At 58.1% G+C, this 17041-nt stretch carries 13 protein-coding genes; 5 read left to right on the top strand and 8 right to left on the bottom strand.

Annotation, left to right across the window (positions count from 1 at the left end):
* Positions 1–80 precede the first annotated feature (80 nt).
* Together BSF44_RS00345 and BSF44_RS00350 are read right to left on the bottom strand one after the other, a co-directional pair.
* The gene (locus BSF44_RS00345) at positions 81–2207 is read right to left on the bottom strand and encodes a TonB-dependent receptor domain-containing protein (protein ID WP_095941761.1); all 2127 of its coding nucleotides are present in this window, start codon (positions 2205–2207) and stop codon (positions 81–83) included.
* A 109-nt stretch (positions 2208–2316) separates the two neighbouring features.
* Positions 2317–3057: a Mut7-C RNAse domain-containing protein gene (locus tag BSF44_RS00350; protein WP_095941762.1), complete on the bottom strand. Its 741-nt coding sequence runs from the start codon at positions 3055–3057 to the stop codon at positions 2317–2319.
* Positions 3058–3211: 154 nt separating this feature from the next.
* On the opposite strand from BSF44_RS00350, the gene BSF44_RS00355 reads away from it, so the two are divergent.
* The gene (locus tag BSF44_RS00355; RefSeq protein WP_095941763.1) at positions 3212–3718 is read left to right on the top strand and encodes a GNAT family N-acetyltransferase; all 507 of its coding nucleotides are present in this window, start codon (positions 3212–3214) and stop codon (positions 3716–3718) included.
* A gap of 485 nt (positions 3719–4203) precedes the next feature.
* Here BSF44_RS00355 and BSF44_RS00360 read toward each other — a convergent pair whose 3' ends face one another.
* Together BSF44_RS00360 and BSF44_RS00365 are read right to left on the bottom strand one after the other, a co-directional pair.
* Positions 4204–5337: a response regulator gene (locus BSF44_RS00360; protein ID WP_095941764.1), complete on the bottom strand. Its 1134-nt coding sequence runs from the start codon at positions 5335–5337 to the stop codon at positions 4204–4206.
* 49 nt (positions 5338–5386) lie between these two features.
* Positions 5387–10249 carry a HAMP domain-containing protein gene (locus tag BSF44_RS00365; protein WP_095941765.1) on the bottom strand — a complete coding sequence of 1621 codons (4863 nt, stop codon included), beginning with the start codon at positions 10247–10249 and terminating at the stop codon, positions 5387–5389.
* Positions 10250–10547: 298 nt separating this feature from the next.
* Here BSF44_RS00365 and BSF44_RS00370 point away from each other — a divergent pair, with 298 nt between their 5' ends.
* Both BSF44_RS00370 and BSF44_RS00375 read left to right on the top strand, forming a co-directional pair.
* Positions 10548–11189 carry a response regulator transcription factor gene (locus BSF44_RS00370; protein ID WP_095941766.1) on the top strand — a complete coding sequence of 214 codons (642 nt, stop codon included), beginning with the start codon at positions 10548–10550 and terminating at the stop codon, positions 11187–11189.
* 348 nt (positions 11190–11537) lie between these two features.
* Positions 11538–11837 (top strand): hypothetical protein, encoded by a 300-nt coding sequence (locus BSF44_RS00375; protein ID WP_095941767.1) that lies wholly within the window; start codon positions 11538–11540, stop codon positions 11835–11837.
* Positions 11838–12076: 239 nt separating this feature from the next.
* Here BSF44_RS00375 and BSF44_RS00380 read toward each other — a convergent pair whose 3' ends face one another.
* Positions 12077–12730 (bottom strand): hypothetical protein, encoded by a 654-nt coding sequence (locus tag BSF44_RS00380; protein WP_095941768.1) that lies wholly within the window; start codon positions 12728–12730, stop codon positions 12077–12079.
* A gap of 275 nt (positions 12731–13005) precedes the next feature.
* Entirely contained in the window at positions 13006–13284 is a 279-nt protein-coding gene (locus tag BSF44_RS00385; RefSeq protein WP_057715339.1) for a DUF2790 domain-containing protein, read from the bottom strand.
* Positions 13285–13653: 369 nt separating this feature from the next.
* Here BSF44_RS00385 and BSF44_RS00390 point away from each other — a divergent pair, with 369 nt between their 5' ends.
* Together BSF44_RS00390 and BSF44_RS00395 are read left to right on the top strand one after the other, a co-directional pair.
* Positions 13654–14628: a quinone oxidoreductase gene (locus tag BSF44_RS00390; protein ID WP_095941769.1), complete on the top strand. Its 975-nt coding sequence runs from the start codon at positions 13654–13656 to the stop codon at positions 14626–14628.
* On the top strand, positions 14625–15551 hold the full coding sequence (locus BSF44_RS00395) for a LysR family transcriptional regulator (RefSeq protein ID WP_095941770.1): 927 nt from the start codon (positions 14625–14627) through the stop codon (positions 15549–15551). The genes BSF44_RS00390 and BSF44_RS00395 overlap by 4 nt, the downstream gene beginning before the upstream one ends.
* 289 nt (positions 15552–15840) lie before the next feature.
* Here the strand turns inward: BSF44_RS00395 and BSF44_RS30255 are convergent, their stop codons facing one another.
* Both BSF44_RS30255 and BSF44_RS00400 read right to left on the bottom strand, forming a co-directional pair.
* Positions 15841–15996: a hypothetical protein gene (locus BSF44_RS30255; protein WP_172435283.1), complete on the bottom strand. Its 156-nt coding sequence runs from the start codon at positions 15994–15996 to the stop codon at positions 15841–15843.
* A 543-nt stretch (positions 15997–16539) separates the two neighbouring features.
* A complete protein-coding gene (locus BSF44_RS00400) occupies positions 16540–16878 on the bottom strand; it encodes a hypothetical protein (RefSeq protein ID WP_095941771.1) in 339 nt (112 codons plus the stop codon).
* Positions 16879–17041 lie beyond the last annotated feature (163 nt).

The following is a 17041-nucleotide window of genomic DNA, read 5'->3' on the forward strand; positions in this document are numbered from 1 at the left end:
CCTTGAGGGACGAGGTGACGTTACAAAAGCTTAGTCGTCGCGGCGCAGTTGCGTGCGTTTGCGAAGTCGGGCCAGTGACCTCAGAGCAGGCTCCACGACACCCCGACGTACATCGCCATGCCTTCGCCGGGGGTGGAGCGTGCCGCGTCCAGCCCCTTGTCGTCGTAGCCCGGCGTGACCGTGGCGGCATAGTGCTTGTCGGTCAGGTTGCGCATGTCCAGCCAGGTCTGCCAGTCGCCCTTGGGCGCGTTGTAGCCCAGTGTGGCGCCGAATAGGGCGTAGGGATCGGCGTAGTAGCTGTTGGCGTAATCGACTGCTACTTTGGACACCCATTGCGTGTTGACCGCGGCGAAAAAGCCTTGTGGCCAGTCGTAGCGCAGTTCGCCCTGGTAATAGTGCATCGGCAGGCCCGGCAAGCGGTTGTCGCCGAAGCGCTCATCGTCGCGGTAGTGGAAGTCACTGAAGGTATAGCTCTGGCGCAGGCTCAATTGGCCGCCATCCTCCGGCGACCAGAGGGGGCTCAGCAGGCTGGCTTCCACGCCCTGGTGCACGGTGGGGCTGGCGTTGAGCTCGTAGGGCGTGGTGGCGTTGGCGTCCGGCAACACCGACAGCAGTTCGTGGCGCACCTGGGCGTAGTACCAGGCCAGGCTCCATTGCCCCAGCGTGCTGTCACCGCGACCGCCGATTTCCAAGGTGGTGGCGGTCTGGTTTTGCAGTGTGACCGGTTCGCGCTGGGCGCCCGTGGCAACGCCGCTGCCCTTGGGAAAGCGGATGTTCGAGCTATAGATCAGCGACCACGGGTGCGGCGCCTCGACCGAGCGGCTGAGATTGCCGAACAGTTGCAGGTCCGGTGTCAGTTGGTAGCGCAGGCCCACGCGCGGGGCGTAGTCCCAGTCGTGCAGGCTGGTCTTGCCACCTTCCTGCGGGTAGGTGACATCGCTTTCCCGGCGGGTGTAGATCGCGGCGAGGCCGGTGGTCAGCCACAGGTCGTCGGCGATCTCCAGGTCATTGCCGGCATGCAGGACCGTGTCCGAGCCCTGGTAGGTGAAGTTGCGAATCAGTGTGCCCGGTGCGTAACCGGCGGTGTTGCCGGTGGGGATGCGCACGAACTCGCTGGCACCGGCATTGGGCAGGTGTCTGGTCATTCGCAGGCCCAGGGTACTTTGGCTTTGCAGACCCCAGAGCGTGTCGCGCCGCTTGTAGTCGAACGTGCCGCTGACATCGGTGTACGCGACCTTCAAGCGGTTGGGGCCCTCGCTCAGGTCCATGGGGTAGTCGTGGTAGACAAGGCCGGTCTGGATGCTCGAATCGTCATCGATGTACCAGGTGGTCTTGTTGCCGATAAAGGTGCTGCCCGGCTCGTCGCGGCGGTCGTCCCGCGCCACGTAGGCAGGGTTGGCCGCCCGTGGGTCATGCTCTATGGAGTGCTTGGTCACCCGTCCCGCGAGGTCGTTGTCGGTCTGGCGGTGGCGCAGGTAGAAGCGTGTTTCCAGGTTGGCGTTGAAGCGATAACCGAAGTTGGCGATGACTCCCTGGCTCTCGCTGGCCGTGTGGTCCTGATAGCCGTCGGCGTTGGCATCGGTCATGGCCACGTAGTAATCGAAAGCGCCGAGCACTTGCCCTGAACTGATCTGGCGCTGCTGATAGCCGTGACTGCCCGTTGCGTAGCGTACCTGCAACTTCGGCGCGTCGTAGCCGGTATAGCTGACGTAATCGATTGCCCCGCCCAGGGCCAGGGCACCCCGGTCGAACCCGTTGGCGCCGCGCAGCACCTCCACATGGTCGAGCCACAGTGGTTCCAGCAATTCATAGGGCGTGCCGCCGGGGCCGGTCAGCGGCAGGCCGTCGAGCAGGGTGTACAGCCCCGAGGCGTGGGCGCCCGGTGCGCGGTTGATGCCCGATCCGCGGATCGAGATCTTCACCCCTTCGTTGCCCGCCGACTGGGCATAGATCCCCGGCTGGTAAGCCAGCACATCCTGATTGCTGGCCACGCGGCCCTGCAACGGACGGCGCATGTCCACCACGTTGGTGCCGCCGGGCACCTGGGCCAGCCGGGCCCTGGCGTCCTCGATCCCCTGGTCTTCGTCGCTCTGGTCCTCGGCGCCAATCAGCACTTGTCCCAGCTCCAGGCCCTGAGCCTCGGTCATGGCCGGACAAACAAGGGCCAGGCCCAGCAGCGCAGCAGGCAAGGAATGAGGCGAGGGCATTGGGAAAACTCCAGACGTGCGGGAACGGGCAATGAACAGTGCGACGCAAGAAGGAACGAAGGGAGCACATGGCAATTTTGTTATTTTTTTGCCCGCCAAGGGCTGGCGGCTATCGGTTCAGCAGCGGTGCCAGCAATGCACACATGCCGCGCCAGTGCGAACCCTCCCAGTAAACCCGTTGGCAGGCGTCGCAGCGCAGGAAGTGTGAATAGAGGGCGCCAATGCGTGGCGGCACCTGCGTCCGGGCCAGTTCCAGGCTGATCTCGTGCAGCGGCAGGTTGCAATGAAGGCACAAGCTGAATGGTCGTGCACTACGCGCCAGGTCGAGGCGCTCGTACAATTCGCGCAACTGCAACGACGGTTTCAGGGCATGCACATAACAGCCGTGGCTGATGATTCGGCGCTTGAGCAGTTCGCGGTCGCGGGTCAGCACGATGCGGCCTTGCTGTGCAGCGATCTCGGCGATCTCGCCATCCTCGAAGCCATTATCGTAGAGGGTGTCGAAGCCGCTCATGCGCAGCAGGCTGGCCAGCCCGCCAAGGTGCGCATCCGCGACGAAACGCAGCACCCGTAAAGGTTGCGCGCGAACCTTCAGCAGCGGGCTGATGTCCAGCGTTTCGAACTTGGGATACACCGCCAGCCGGTCGCTGTCGAGGATCACCCGCTCCAGCCCCACCGACTCGCCGTTGAGCAGCACCAGTTCGACCTCGGTGTGCGGCACCCCGAGCGCCTCGATCATGTGCTTGACCGTCGCCCCTTGCGCGCACTGGCAGGTGAAGGGTTGCCGCCGCCGTTCGGCCGGCAGGAAATCGTTGAGCTCATCAAAGAAGCGGAAAGTTGCACGGGTCATGTTGAACAGTATGGCAGGGCTGCAGGGGGAGCGAGTCTGATCCGGCTTTGACTATGCGTTCAACCTCACCTATGGCAGCCAGTACACAAAAACGACTGACCTGTTCAACGCGCTACGGGGCCTGATCGATCAAGACACTAGAGAAAAACTCAATATGAATTTGAATATCCGCAATGAGCTACCTGAAGACATCAAACGCATATCCACACTGACTGCGGCGGCATTTGAGCAGGAACAACATTCCAGCCACACCGAGCATTTCATTGTCGATGCACTACGCCAAGCCGGACAATTAACAGTTTCGCTGGTTGCAGTGGAGAATGATGAAATCATTGGGCACGTCGCCATTTCTCCAGTCACCGTGTCTTCCGGCGCTGCGGGTTGGTATGGACTCGGGCCAATATCCGTGTTGCCTGACTGCCAAGGCCAAGGTATTGGTTCATCTCTGATGAAAGCCGCTCTTGCCAAGCTACAAAACAAAGGGGCAGATGGATGCGTCGTATTGGGCGATCCTGGTTACTACGGTCGCTTTGGCTTCAAACCTCACGCTGGCCTGGAGTTGCCAGGGGTTCCCCAAGAGTACTTCCAAGTTCTGTCTTTTGGCGGCGATCTACCAACAGGCACTGTGCAATATCATGAGTCTTTTGACGCGATGGAGTAAATCTTGAGGGCTGCCACTTACCATTCTTGAAACACTCGGCTTACCTCACCGGATTTTTCTGCAGCATCCCAATTCTTGAGTGAATTTCAGTCATTCGTGGCAGGTCGGTCAGGGGCAATCTGAACTCCGCTTTTGGCCGACGAGCCTTTTGCGAAGAGCAGTTTCGGGGGTTGTAAGCAGCCGAATTCTGAGCTGCCTTGTATTTCCATCAGGAATGCAATGTATAAAATTAATGAGTTTTTATTATCGCTGTTGATGACCTGAGTTGATTCAAGGACATGGAGAATTGCCTTGAAATCATGACCATTCAACTCAGCTGAAAAGTTTGATAACACACGGGCCAATGAATACGGACGACAGAGCAACCGTTACCGATGTGAAGGTGATCATGACCCATGACCCACGACACACTGAACAAGATCGTGTTGAAAGAGACTTCGTTGAACGACGCACAGGCCTTGGGTGATATCAAGGTGCTATTCGGATCAGTCGAGTGGCAGCGATATCGTTAATCTCGTTCCTTTGTCCGGTGCGCTGTCAATCGTGAATTCCCCGCCCAGCATGCTGATGCGTTCCTTCATTCCCACCAGCCCGAACGAGTTCAGTTTTTTGCGATCCGTCATGCCTACGCCGTTGTCCTTGATCTGCAGATAAAGCCGGCGACCCTCTCTGCAGAGTTCGATATGCACCTGTGTCGCTTGCGCGTGCCGGGCAATGTTCGACAGCGATTCCTGCACGATGCGAAACAGAGTCGTGGCGGATTTTTCATTCAGGTCGCGACGGAAATTTTCGTCTTTGGCCGACATCGTGCAATCGATCGCGCTGCGCTGCCGGAACTCTTCAAGTTGCCACTCGATCGCTGCCTGTAGTCCCAGATCGAGTACGGGTGGCCGAAGATCATTGATGATACTGCGGACACTGCGGATGGCTGTATCGAGGTGATTCAGCGCATCGCTGGCCTTTTCGTTGAGCCTGGGGTGCCGGGTACTGGTGCGCGCCTGCAACATGGAGACATCGATTCGCAACGCCAGCAGGCTCTGTCCCAGCTCGTCATGGATGTCCCGTGCGATCCGCTTTCGCTCTTCTTCCTTGATGTGCTCCTGATAGGAGGCCAGTTCACGCAGTTGCCGTTTCGATTGCCGCAATTCTTCGGCCTGCATCGTCAGTTTGCGCTGCAAGTAGAACAGGTCGACAAACACCTGGATCTTGGCGCGAAGAACCTCGGCCACAATCGGCGAGAAGATGTAATCCACAGCGCCGGCCGTATACCCGCGGAAACGCTCGGAATCCGTGTCGGCCTCCGCTGTGACGAAGATAATGGGCGTGTGGGCCGACTTCGGGCGGCCGTGAATGAGTGCAGCGGTTTCAAAACCGTCCATCACCGGCATTTTCACGTCGAGCAGAATGACGGCGAAGTCGCGTTGCAATAGCAGGCGCAGCGCCTCGCGTCCGGAAGTCGCCGTGGCAACATCGAGGCCCATGTCGGCAATCACCGCGGCGAGCGCCGTAAGCTTGGCGGGATTGTCATCCACCAGCAACACGGATGCTGGCACGCCATCGGGCGGGAGCGGGTGCCGCACCTGGGCTCTGTCATTGAATATCGGAGGTTCCTGTTGCATATCTATGCCACTTCGGTTCGCGCTAGTGCGCAATGAGCGCGGTACAGCGTCATCGATAGAGCCATTTGCGCATCAGTGACAGCAACTGGTCGGTATCCACCGGTTTGCTGACATAGTCCGAGGCGCCGGCCTCAATGCATTTTTCACGGTCGCCCATCATCGCCTTGGCCGTCAGCGCAATCATGGGCAGGGCTTCGAATCTCTTGAATGTACGGATCTGGCGCATGGTTTCAAAGCCATCCATCTCGGGCATCATGATGTCCATCAGCACGATGTCGGTATCGGGCTGTTGCTGCAGCAGTTCTATGGCGGTTCGACCGTTTTCCGCCGTGGCCACCAGCATCTTGTTGCATTCAAGCACGCTGGTCAGGGCAAAGATGTTGCGCACGTCATCGTCGACCACCAGGGCCTTTTTACCCTCCAGACTGTCCGAGCCCTCATAGAGTTTTTCCAGCATTCTGCGCTGGGTCTGCGGCAGTCTGGCGACGACACGGTGTAGAAACAGCGCGGTTTCGTCGAGTATGCGCTCGGGGGACTGAACTGACTTGATCACGCCCTTGCCGAGCAGTGTCCTGAAACGCTCGTGTTCCGGCTTGGTCAGTGTCTGTGCACCATAGACGACGATCGGCAATTCCCGCATGGCGTGGTCTTGCTGCAAGGCCTCGAGAAAGCTGATGCCGGATGCGTCGGGCAGTTCGAGATTGATGGCCATGCAGTCGTAGCGTTTCTTTGCCAGTTTCTTCAAGGCCTGCGCGCCGCTGGCGGTCGTTTCGATCTTCACGTCGGTGTTGCCGAGTAGATCGAGGATGCGGGCGCGGCTCTCATCGTTGCCGTCGATGAGCAGCAGGTTCCTGGTCTTGCGCCGAGCGAATGCCACGATACCGACCAGTGCATTTTGAATCTCCTCGGCTGTGACCGGCTTGAGCAGATGGTCGAAAGCGCCATAGCGCAGCCCGCGTGTGTGGTCGTCAGCGTTCGAGATGATCTGGACCGGAATGTGGCGCGTGGCGAAATTGCGCTTCAACTGCTCGAGCAGCGACCAGCCATCGATGTCCGTCAGGCCCGGGTCCAGCGTGATCGCGGCGGGTTTGAAGCGTTCGACAAGCTCCAGCGCATCCGCGCCACGGGTCGAGACGATAGCCCTGAAGCCCGTCTGGTGCGCGGCTTCGAGCAGAATGCTGGCGAATCGGGCGTCGCCCTCGAGCATGAGCAGCACTTGGTCCCCGGGTTGGACCGACTCGCGGTCGTCGGGTATCTGTGCAGTCGGGCTTGGCATGAGGTCGCGCTTGACCTGGTCAGGTACTGCCTCTGTCGTTGATTCGTCTAGCGTCTGACGCTGGGCATCCTGAGTACGCAAGGGCACGTACAGCGCGAAAGTACTGCCCTTGCCGATCTCACCGGGGATCAGCCGCAGCTCACCGCCCAGCCGGTGTGCGAGCTCGCGGCTGATCGACAGGCCGAGGCCGGTGCCGCCGTATTTGCGTGAGGTTCCGGTATCTGCTTGCTGGAACGCTTCGAAGATGAGCTTCTGCTTGCCGACGGATACGCCAATGCCGGTGTCGGTGACCACGAAGGCGACCACCGCATCGGCACGATTGAGTTCGTCGTTATCCACGCTCCACCCGGACACCGCGGGTTCGATGCTGATCTTGACGCTGCCTTGTTCAGTGAACTTGAAGGCGTTGGACAGCAGGTTCTTGACCACCTGCAGCAGGCGCTTTTCGTCGGTCCAGATGACGGCGGGCAGGGCAGGCGCCAGTTCAATCGTGAAGTCGAGGCCCCGGTTTTCGGCGACCGGCCGGAAGGTGCGTTCGATCTGGTCGTGCAGATCGGCGAACAGCGTTTCATTCAGATCCAGCGTGACCGTGCCCGACTCGATCTTCGACAGATAGAGAATCTCGTCGATCAGCTCCAGCAGGTCTTTGCCCGCGCTACGGATGGTCTTGGCATATTCGACCTGCCTGGGCGTGAGATTGTGTTCTGCGTTGTCGCTGAGCTGCCGGGCCAGGATCAGCAGGCTGTTCAATGGCGTTCTGAGCTCATGGGACATACTGGAGAGGAATTCGGACTTGTACTTCGAGGTCAGCATCAGTTGTTCCGCCTTCTCCTCCAGCGACAGCTTGGTGATTTCGACCTCGCGGTTCTTGCGCTCGACTTCGGCTTTCTGCTCCGCCAGCAGTCCCGCCTTGTCCTCCAGTTCCTCGTTGGTCTGCCTCAATTCTTCTTGTTGCCTTTGCAGCTCGTGCGCCAGCGATTGCGACTGCTTGAGCAGTTCTTCGGTACGCATATTGGCTTCGATCGTGTTGAGTACGATACCAATCGATTCAGCAAGCTGATCAAGGAAGGTTTGATGAATGATGCTGTAGCGCGTGAACGAAGCCATTTCGACGACGGCCTTGACCTTGTTCTCGAACAGGATCGGCAACACGATGATATTCAGCGGGGCGGCCGCACCCAGTCCCGATGAAATCGCGACGTAGTTGGCGGGTACATCGGTCAGCAGGATGCGCCGCTTCTCGTAGGCGCATTGCCCGACCAGGCCCTCGCCGAGCCGCCACTCATCGTTCACATTGATGTTGCTCTTGTATGCATAAGCGGACAGCAGTTTGAGCTTCGCAGGATCGGGCGGGCTCTCGTTCATCATGTAGAACACGCCGTGCTGGGCGTTGATCAGCGGAGCCAGTTCAGACAGCACCATCTTGGAGACTGCCGCCAGATCGCGCTGGCCCTGCAGCAGACGGTTGAATTTCGCGAGATTGCTCTTGAGCCAATCCTGTTCTGCGTTTTGCCGGGTGGTTTCCCGCAGGTTGCGGATCATTTCGTTGACGTTGTCCTTCAATTCCGCCACTTCACCCTTTGCTTCCACCTCCACGTAACGAGTCAGATCGCCCTTGGTCACGGCAGTCGCCACGTCGGCAATCGCGCGCACCTGATTGGTCAGGTTGGCCGCCAGACCGTTCACGTTGTCGGTCAGATCGCGCCAGGTGCCGGCTGCACCCGGCACGTTGGCCTGGCCCCCCAGCTTGCCCTCGACGCCCACTTCACGCGCCACCGAGGTCACCTGATCGGAAAACAGCGCCAGGGTATCGGTCATACCGTTGATGGTGTCGGCCAGTTCAGCGATCTCGCCCTTGGCTTCCAGTGTCAGTTTCTTCTTCATGTCGCCGTTGGCTACGGCGGTCACCACTTTTGCGATGCCTCGTACCTGGCTGGTCAGGTTGGCCGCCATGAAGTTCACGTTTTCGGTCAAGTCCCTCCAGGTGCCGGACACGCCTTGCACCTGTGCCTGCCCCCCGAGCTTTCCTTCGGTGCCGACTTCGCGCGCCACCCGCGTCACTTCGGCGGCAAAGCTGTTGAGCTGGTCCACCATGGTGTTGATGGTGTTTTTCAGCTCCATGATTTCGCCCTTGGCTTCCACGGTAATCTTGCGCCCCAGGTCGCCTTTGGCCACCGCCGTCGTTACGTCGGCGATGTTGCGCACCTGATTGGTCAGGTTGGCCGCCATGCTGTTGACCGAGTCGGTCAAGTCTTTCCAGGTTCCACCGACGCCCGTCACTTTTGCCTGGCCACCGAGCTTGCCGTCAGTTCCCACTTCGCGAGCCATGCGCGTCACTTCGTCGGCAAAGGTCGAGAGCTGGTCCACCATGGTGTTGATGGTTTCCTTGAGTTGGAGAATTTCACCTTTCGCTTCGGCGGTGATCTTGCGCGACAGGTCGCCGTTGGCCACTGCCGTCGTCACGTCGGCAATGTTGCGCACCTGGGTGGTCAGGTTGGCCGCCATGCCGTTGACCGAATTGGTCAAGTCCTTCCAGGTACCGGACACGCCGGTCACTTCGGCCTGTCCGCCCAGTTTGCCTTCGGTACCGACTTCCAGCGCGACGCGGGTCACCTCCGAGGCGAAGCTGGAAAGCTGGTCGACCATCGTGTTGATCGTGTTTTTCAGTTCGAGAATCTCGCCCTTGGCTTCAACGGTGATTTTCTTGCCCAGGTCGCCGCGCGCCACCGCCGTCGTCACCTGTGCGAGGTTGCGCACCTGGGTGGTCAGGTTGGCCGCCATGCCGTTGACCGATTCGGTCAGGTCGCGCCAGGTGCCTGATACGCCACGCACTTCCGCCTGACCGCCCAGCTTGCCTTCGGTACCGACTTCCAGCGCGACGCGGGTCACCTCCGCAGCGAAGCTGGAAAGCTGGCCGACCATCGTGTTGATGGTGTTTTTCAGCTCGAGAATTTCACCCCTGACTTCGACGGTAATCGTCTTGCCCAGATCGCCTTTGGCCACCGCGGTCGTCACGTAAGCGATGTTGCGCATCTGGGTGGTCAGGTTGGCGGCCATGTCGTTGACGGAATCGGTCAGGTCTTTCCAGGTGCCGGACACCCCTTTGACATTGGCCTGCCCACCGAGAATCCCTTCAGTGCCGACTTCGCGGGCCACGCGGGTGACCTCGGAAGCGAAGGAGCCCAGTCGCGTCACCATGGTGTTCACGATCCTGGCGGATTTGAGGAACTGGCCCCGCAGTCTCAGGCCGTCAAGTACCGGTGGTACCTGCTGGCTCAGATTACCCTCGGCAACCGACCCGATAACGCGAATCATCTCGCTCATCGGGCTGATGAGGTCGCTGGTCAGCGCATTGCTCGAGTTGACGATCTTTTGCCATGAGCCTTTCATCATCGGCAATTGGATACGCTCATCGACCTTGCCCTGCTTGCCGATCAGTCGCGCCACGCGTTCGAATTCGGTGGCGGTGTCGGCCGCCATATCGATGATCTCGTTGAGCGTGTCGGCGATCTTGCCCGGCATGCCGGTCCAGTCTTGCGGCATGCGCGTGGTGAAGTCACCATTGCGCAACGCTTTCAGCGCTGCCAGCAACGTCTTCATGTCGAAAACTTCGATCGGTGTCGTCACTGTGGCCATGTCTATGTCCAGTCAAAGTGGATGCCACGCGCAAGGCGTCATGCAGGAGCCGGCATTGCAGTATTGACCCTGCTGAAAGCTGAGCGTTGGCTTGTGAAATATTAGCAAGGTTGGCGCAATGCCCCGGATTCTGGGGAAATTGGTCGGGAACAGGCCGTTCCAACCGATTGCACCCGCTGCACGGAGTAGTGAGCACCAACGGCTGAGGCAAAAAGTGCAAGTGTGCTCTGTGCCTGCTAACGTCAAACGCTGCAGCAGATTCCATGGCTTGCTGGCCACTGCCGAATGGAAAATACAGATGGTTGACCACAAAATCAGAGTCTTGCTGGTGGATGATCACAGCATCGTGCGTAGCGGCGTGCGACGCATGCTGGAGACTGCCGGCGAGATCGACGTTACGGGTGAAGCAGAGACGGCACAAGGCGCAATGCTCCTGGTCCGGGAGCAGGATTTCGACGTGGCGCTGGTAGATATTCAGCTGCCCGACAAGACCGGCCTGCAACTCCTCAAGCTCATGCGTGCAGAGAAACCCAGGCTCGCCGTTCTGATGTTGAGCATGCATTCGGTCGAGGCCTATGCGTTACGCGCAATCAAGCATGGCGCAGCGGGATACCTCACCAAGGATATTTCCGCAGCCACCCTGGTTGCGGCGGTTCGCAAGGTGGCCTCAGGCGGCAAGCACGTCAGTCCCGAACTGGCAGAAAAACTGGTCAACGCTATTGGCAGGGGCGACGGGGCACCCCACGAAGCGCTATCCGACCGGGAGCTTGAAGTCCTCAAGCTCCTCGCTTCAGGCGAGAGGATTGTCCGCATCGCTCAGATATTGCACTTGAGTCCGAGTACCGTCACGACGTACCGGGCACGTATCCTGGAAAAAACAGGGATGGACAGCAACGCGAAACTGGCCCGCTATGCCCTCGAAAATGGCCTGTTGACTTAGAACGCCCTGCCATCCGACGCAGCCGAGCCACTCAATCGTACTCGGCAGCTTCCAGCTCTGCGGTACATGCCCAGCTTCACCGGTTCCAGTCTGCTTGTAGTGGAATCACTACAAGTGTTTGGCCGATATCGCCACAAAGAAGTACTGCTTACGTCGATAGTGGGGGCCGCTCCAATCAAGCATGCTTACCTCTCGGAAAATTCTCGCCCGCTCAATGGAGTTGTCTTCGTCAACGTCTTGTACAGCCATTTTCACGAGTCAGAAAAGACTCCGGAATCGATATTCGCAAGTTGAGCGAGGAGTGCACGCTACATTCATGTTGCGTCAATGTTCTAACTGGAGAACGTCATGATGATAGGTTATTGGTTATGTGCGTTGCTATGGGGTGTGGTGCTGCTGGAGGAGATCCAGCTCATGCCCCTTCAAGAATGGAAAGACGAGGGCCTGAAACGAGTTCTGTTGTTGCGCCGGACCAGAACCCGGACTGGCTACTTTATTGCGTTGATCGCGGGCGCCATGTGCCTTTATAGCGAAATCCTGGTGGCACCGGTCGATCAGAACATTTTCAATCCGGAGCTGATACTTGCACTCTGTGGTGTTCTTTGGGGTGTTTATCTTTCCGTAGTCTGTATGAAGGGCAAGCGATAGACGCCTGTCTCCATGACTACTGCGGGTCGTCGGCCCGATTCCGGGCTGCTTGAGGCGGATTCAACACACTGGATTGGGTGTAGGCGGGATCTTGGTTAAACCGGCGCTAGCAGTACCTTGGGTGCTGCTAGCGAGGCTTGAGGCTGCACATTTGTGCTCAGCCGGTGGACAGAGGCTGCACCGATCAGCTGTTGCTGTGATCGGACGCCTTGGGCTGAACTTCCGTGTTCAACCTGGCTTCACCAGCCAGCCAGGGCGGCGTTTCCTGCTGGCCGGGTGCTTTGCTCGATACGCGCTTCGGTGTCTTTGTCTTTTGCCCAGACGGTGAGCAGTACCATCGCCCCGAATCCACCGACGATGAGCACCGGATAGGCGGCCAGCAACTCCAGCAGCGAGTACTTCCAGGCCAGCGGACGACCCACACCGAGCATGGCGGCATAGAACCACGACACAGCAGAGAAGGCACCCGAGAACAGCGCCAGCATGCGCAGGCTGAAGGAGAGTTTGAGTAACGAACCGGCTTTTTTCAGCGCCGGCAATACAGCGCTATGCAACACGAAGCCGTTAATGGTCAACAGCACGACTATGCCAATTTTGGCTTGTATTTTTGGATTGAGAAAATACTCCATCCCCTTGCCGGCATAATCGATCCCGACAATGCCAATGCCCGTAATCCAAAGCACTACAAGTGCAAGCATTACGGTTTTTTGAAGGCTATCCATGTGCGCGTCATCGTGGTGACCTGACGCATCCCCCTTCAGGAGTTGCTTGACCATTGCAATGTCACTGGTCAATACCAGTCCGATTGCAACACAGCAGGCGATAAGATGAAAATATACAACGCCCAAACGCACATATTCCACGGTGGACGAAGAGAACATACTAAGTTCCATGGTTACCTCTGGCTTCAATAGTGAATCAACTTGGCTTTTGGTACGGTATAATTTGGATTTACCGTTGCTGACCGCCATTTAGATTCAGTAATTGTTATCAATTAATCTTGCGACATTCCGCCGTCAAGATAATAGTGAGTTTCTCGAATGAACTTTTAGTCATTCGATCATGTCCATTTTCAGGTAACTAAAAACCTTATCGCACTGAGTGCACAGAAGGTTTAACTTCCACTTCTGGGAGGCCGGTCAGGCCTGGAACCCGATCGACGAGCGGATCAGGCAATGCTGGTTGGGTCGGCGGGGCTTCCACCCCATTCGAGGAAACGAATCTTGTGAACCTCGCCCTCGCTGTCTTCGTAGACCAGGGTCACCGGTACCACGCCGGTCTTGTCGGATGTATCGGTGCGCTGCAGCACCCGTTTCACATCGATGTCCATTCCGTAGTGGTATTCGACGGCCGAGACATGCGCGCCTGGTTCTTGCAGGCTGCTCTGGTCGAAGACACTGGGTGCGAGACTGGAAATCACGGCACTGACAATTGTGGCCATGCTCATAAGGCTGTACCTCTTCTGACGTTTGCTTGACAAGGACCTAATGTGACACGTCGAGAAGGTGAAGTTCACTTCACCGCGACGAACGTGCCCGCCTGAAAAGCCTGTAGTGGCTGCAAACTCCCGGCAATTCCCCGCGCTTGACGCCTCTCGACCATTCGTCCTTTAACCCCCGTATTTATTGGTCAAAGTCCATTTTTTAGGGAAGTCATGACATGTCATGACGGATTTCGAGCAAGGTGAGTCAGTCATTACATTGCTGCAAAAAATGCATTAATGTCCTGCAATAAACTAGCCTTGTTCATCCGCAGATCAGTTATCACACTGAGGCCACTTATTTGATAACGGCTTCTGACGGAAGGAGAAATGACCATGGTATCTGCGATCCGGTTTAACCGGTTCGGCACCCCTGAAGTGCTGAACCTGGAGACACTGAGCGAACAAACGCCAGGCCAGGGCGAGGTCTGGCTCGAGCAAGAGGCTGTAGGTGTGAACTTTCTCGACGTTACCCAGCGTAGGGGAGCGGTGCCCGTTTCTTTGCCATCCGGGCTTGGGCTGGAGGGCGCTGGGCGTATCGCCGCGGTGGGGGCGGGTGTCAGCAACGTTCGAGCAGGGGATCGCGTGGCCTATGCCACCGGCCCTTTGGGTTCCTATGCTTCGGCCCGGCTTTATCCGGCAGAGCGGCTGGTGAAAATTCCGGATTCGCTGTCGTTCGATGATGCCGCAGCCGTCATGTTCAAGGGCATCACGGCGCAGTACCTGTTGAAAGCCACCTATCCCGTCGGCCCCGGCACAACCATTCTGCTCTACGGTGTGGCTGGAGGGCTGGGGGAAATCATGGTGCCGTGGGCCAAGCACTTGGGGGCCACCGTGATCGGCGTGGTTTCAAAGCAGGCCAGTGTCGAGAAAGCTCATGCGTCGGGATGCGATGAAGTCCTGGTGTTCGATGCTGACAGCCTGGCTGGCGAGGTGGCTCGTATCACCCTGGGCAAAATGGTCGACGTCGTCTATGACCCGATAGGGCGTGTTTCTTTCCAGGCATCCCTGGATAGCTTGCGACCGCGAGGGCTGATGGTATCGTTTGGTGCTTCATCAGGTGCACGGTCAGCCGTGGAGCTATCAACGCTGAATACCAAAGGCTCGCTGTTCCTGACACGTCCTTCGTTGGCAGCCCATACGGCGAGCGCCTGCGAGTACCAGGAACGAGCGCAGGATGTGTTGGTCGCCATAGGTGCGGGTATTATCAAACCTTCGGTCCGGGCAAGCTACTCTCTGGCGGACGCAGCATTGGCGCATGCCGACCTGGAGTCGGGGCGTTCATCGGGGGCGATCATTCTAAAACCATGAATCCTGATGTTCTGAACAACCAGCACAGTGACGAAATCGCTGCGTTTCTGGCCGTGGCCTCGCAAGGCTCGTTTGTCGGGGCTGGCCGGCTATTGCAGCGACACCCGACAATCGTCTCGAAACGCCTCGCCGCCATGGAGAAACGCCTCGGCGTTCGGCTCGTGGAACGCTCCACCCGCCAGGTTCGAATGACTGAAACCGGTGCCAGGCTGGAGCAGCGCCTGCGCTCGGCCATCGAGTCGATGAATGAAGCGCAGCAACAAGCGTCCGAGGGCGCCAGCGAAATCCGCGGTACTTTGCGCCTTGCATTGCCGGCCGCCATGGGCAGGCGTTGGCTTGGCCCGATGCTGCCGGAGTTTCTCAAGGCTCATCCGCATGTCTCGATCCTCGCTGACTATAGCGAGCGTCTGGTCGACATCATCGATGAAGGTTTTGACGCGGCGATCCGAATCGGAGAGTTGGAAGATAGCCGGTTGATCGCCAAAAAACTGAGTGACCATCGCCGGATACTGTGTGCCTCGCCTGCCTACATCAGACAGCACGGTATGCCCGAAACGCCACAGGACCTGATCAGGCACAATTGCCTTCGCTTCAGCGGCCTTGCGTCTTTTCCCCTGTGGAGACTCCATCGCGGCAATGAGTTGCAGACGGTTTCTCCCAAAGGAAACCTGACGGCCAATGACAGCGAGTCCTTACTGGCAGCGGCCCGCGCCGATGCGGGAATACTGGGGGCCGGTGACTGGTTGATGAGTCGTGATATTGCTGCCGGGAGGCTGTTGCATGTCCTTCCTGACTGGCAATTGGACACCGCCGGTGGGGTCTATCTGGTCAGGCCATCGGCCAGGTTTCCGGGCGCGGTGGTCGTCGCGTTCAAACAATGGATCGAGTCAAAGTTCATCCCCGCGCCCCCATGGGCCGTTTGACTGGCGTACCTTCGGCTCCCATCTGACCGACCCATGGCTGCTGGTCATGTGTGTTCATAAAACCAGGTGGTGACTCACTTTTTCCATTGGATCAAAGCCAATACAGGATAGCAGTGGACCACAACCAGCCGATGCAGAGGGTGATAGTAAGGTAGATCGCCACAATCATCAGAGGCTGATTCCACATGACACACCTCCCATAACCGCTTTTGTTGCATGGGTGCCTGGTAAAACGGGCGCTCGTATGAGTACCGCAATCATCAAGCCATTTGAGTGAAAGACGTATTCGTCAGAACACTCCAAGGGTGAACTCCATCGCCAGCACCGCGGACAACGCCAGCGTCATCAGCAACGCGATAAACATCAGGCCCAACTCAGCGAGCTGCTTATAAAGGGCCAGAGGCCGTTTCGTGATTCGAGCAATCGATTTATTGGTGGAAGCCATCACTCATCCTCACTGTTGCGTGGAGCACGCACCACAGGCTTGACCTGGGCAACACGGCGATGGAGTTGCATGGTGGTGTTGCGCGTTTCATTTTTCACCCCTCGCGTCATGTCGAATCCGGCGAGCCCCGCCGTCTCCATGATGTCCGGGACGACAGCTGTTGCGGGTACCAGGGGTGGTGCAACTAATGAGCCATTTCAATAGTGATAAGAAAAAACTCAAATGAATTAACAAACTGTTTCGGGGGGATTCAAGCGAGAGGAAGGGTGAGGGGGGAATATTCCTCAAATTTGGTGGCAAACGACTGGTCGGGTGGGTGTAGTCCCCCATTTATGGAGAGAGTAGCGGCCCTGTTTCACCGATCGCTTTTGGCAGGGGCTTGCCCCAGAGGCGAGGTGGATTTAGCCGGGCGGGAAGGGCCGCTTCTGTCTGGGGTTTAAACCGGTCGAAGCAATACACTGAATTGCGTTTAAAAGCCCCGTGAGTTTCCGGCACCGCACATTACCCCGCGGGGAAACACCGATGCCGGGAATCACGTAACCGCTACTCGAGCAGTTGATCAATCAACACCGCGTTGGTGTAGATCAAACTGCCGTCGCTCGCTCGGTGCCCAACCAGATGGAACTGTCCGCGGTCGTGGTGCAGATAGACACGCATCTGGCAGTCGGACAAGGGGGCGTATCCCTCGGGCATGATCAACTCCATCGAATCCATATCGACATCGACCATGGCTTCCCGATCGTGGGTCTTCTGCAAGCGCTCTTCAGCTTCCTCCAGACGCAGATGCAGAGATCCATCGACGTTGAAATGGACTTCCCCCATCGGGGTGGACTTTTGGGCGTTGCCGGTTTTGCACCAGCCTTCGATCGTCAGGGCACTCATGACGAAACCTCCAGTTGGATTGCTGGACTCTGTGGCTGTCGTCCCTGCTCAATGCCATCACTCATGTTTGATGACTACTCAATGGCAGAGTTCGTCTTTTGGCACTGCTTCCGACCGATCTCTGCTGTTCGTCATCAGACATTCAGTATAGCCGGTCGCCGGA

The organism is Pseudomonas sp. ACN8 (assembly GCF_002303925.1).
Lineage (GTDB): Bacteria > Pseudomonadota > Gammaproteobacteria > Pseudomonadales > Pseudomonadaceae > Aquipseudomonas.

Excerpts from the sequence above, each read along its gene's own strand:
- BSF44_RS00345 (WP_095941761.1), bottom strand. The coding sequence starts at position 2,207 with ATGCCCTCGCCTCATTCCTTGCCTGCTGCGCTGCTGGGCCTGGCCCTT.
- BSF44_RS00350 (WP_095941762.1), bottom strand. The coding sequence starts at position 3,057 with ATGACCCGTGCAACTTTCCGCTTCTTTGATGAGCTCAACGATTTCCTG.
- BSF44_RS00355 (WP_095941763.1), top strand. The coding sequence starts at position 3,212 with ATGAATTTGAATATCCGCAATGAGCTACCTGAAGACATCAAACGCATA.
- BSF44_RS00360 (WP_095941764.1), bottom strand. The coding sequence starts at position 5,337 with ATGCAACAGGAACCTCCGATATTCAATGACAGAGCCCAGGTGCGGCAC.
- BSF44_RS00365 (WP_095941765.1), bottom strand. The coding sequence starts at position 10,249 with ATGGCCACAGTGACGACACCGATCGAAGTTTTCGACATGAAGACGTTG.
- BSF44_RS00370 (WP_095941766.1), top strand. The coding sequence starts at position 10,548 with ATGGTTGACCACAAAATCAGAGTCTTGCTGGTGGATGATCACAGCATC.
- BSF44_RS00375 (WP_095941767.1), top strand. The coding sequence starts at position 11,538 with ATGATGATAGGTTATTGGTTATGTGCGTTGCTATGGGGTGTGGTGCTG.
- BSF44_RS00380 (WP_095941768.1), bottom strand. The coding sequence starts at position 12,730 with ATGGAACTTAGTATGTTCTCTTCGTCCACCGTGGAATATGTGCGTTTG.
- BSF44_RS00385 (WP_057715339.1), bottom strand. The coding sequence starts at position 13,284 with ATGAGCATGGCCACAATTGTCAGTGCCGTGATTTCCAGTCTCGCACCC.
- BSF44_RS00390 (WP_095941769.1), top strand. The coding sequence starts at position 13,654 with ATGGTATCTGCGATCCGGTTTAACCGGTTCGGCACCCCTGAAGTGCTG.
- BSF44_RS00395 (WP_095941770.1), top strand. The coding sequence starts at position 14,625 with ATGAATCCTGATGTTCTGAACAACCAGCACAGTGACGAAATCGCTGCG.
- BSF44_RS30255 (WP_172435283.1), bottom strand. The coding sequence starts at position 15,996 with ATGGCTTCCACCAATAAATCGATTGCTCGAATCACGAAACGGCCTCTG.
- BSF44_RS00400 (WP_095941771.1), bottom strand. The coding sequence starts at position 16,878 with ATGAGTGCCCTGACGATCGAAGGCTGGTGCAAAACCGGCAACGCCCAA.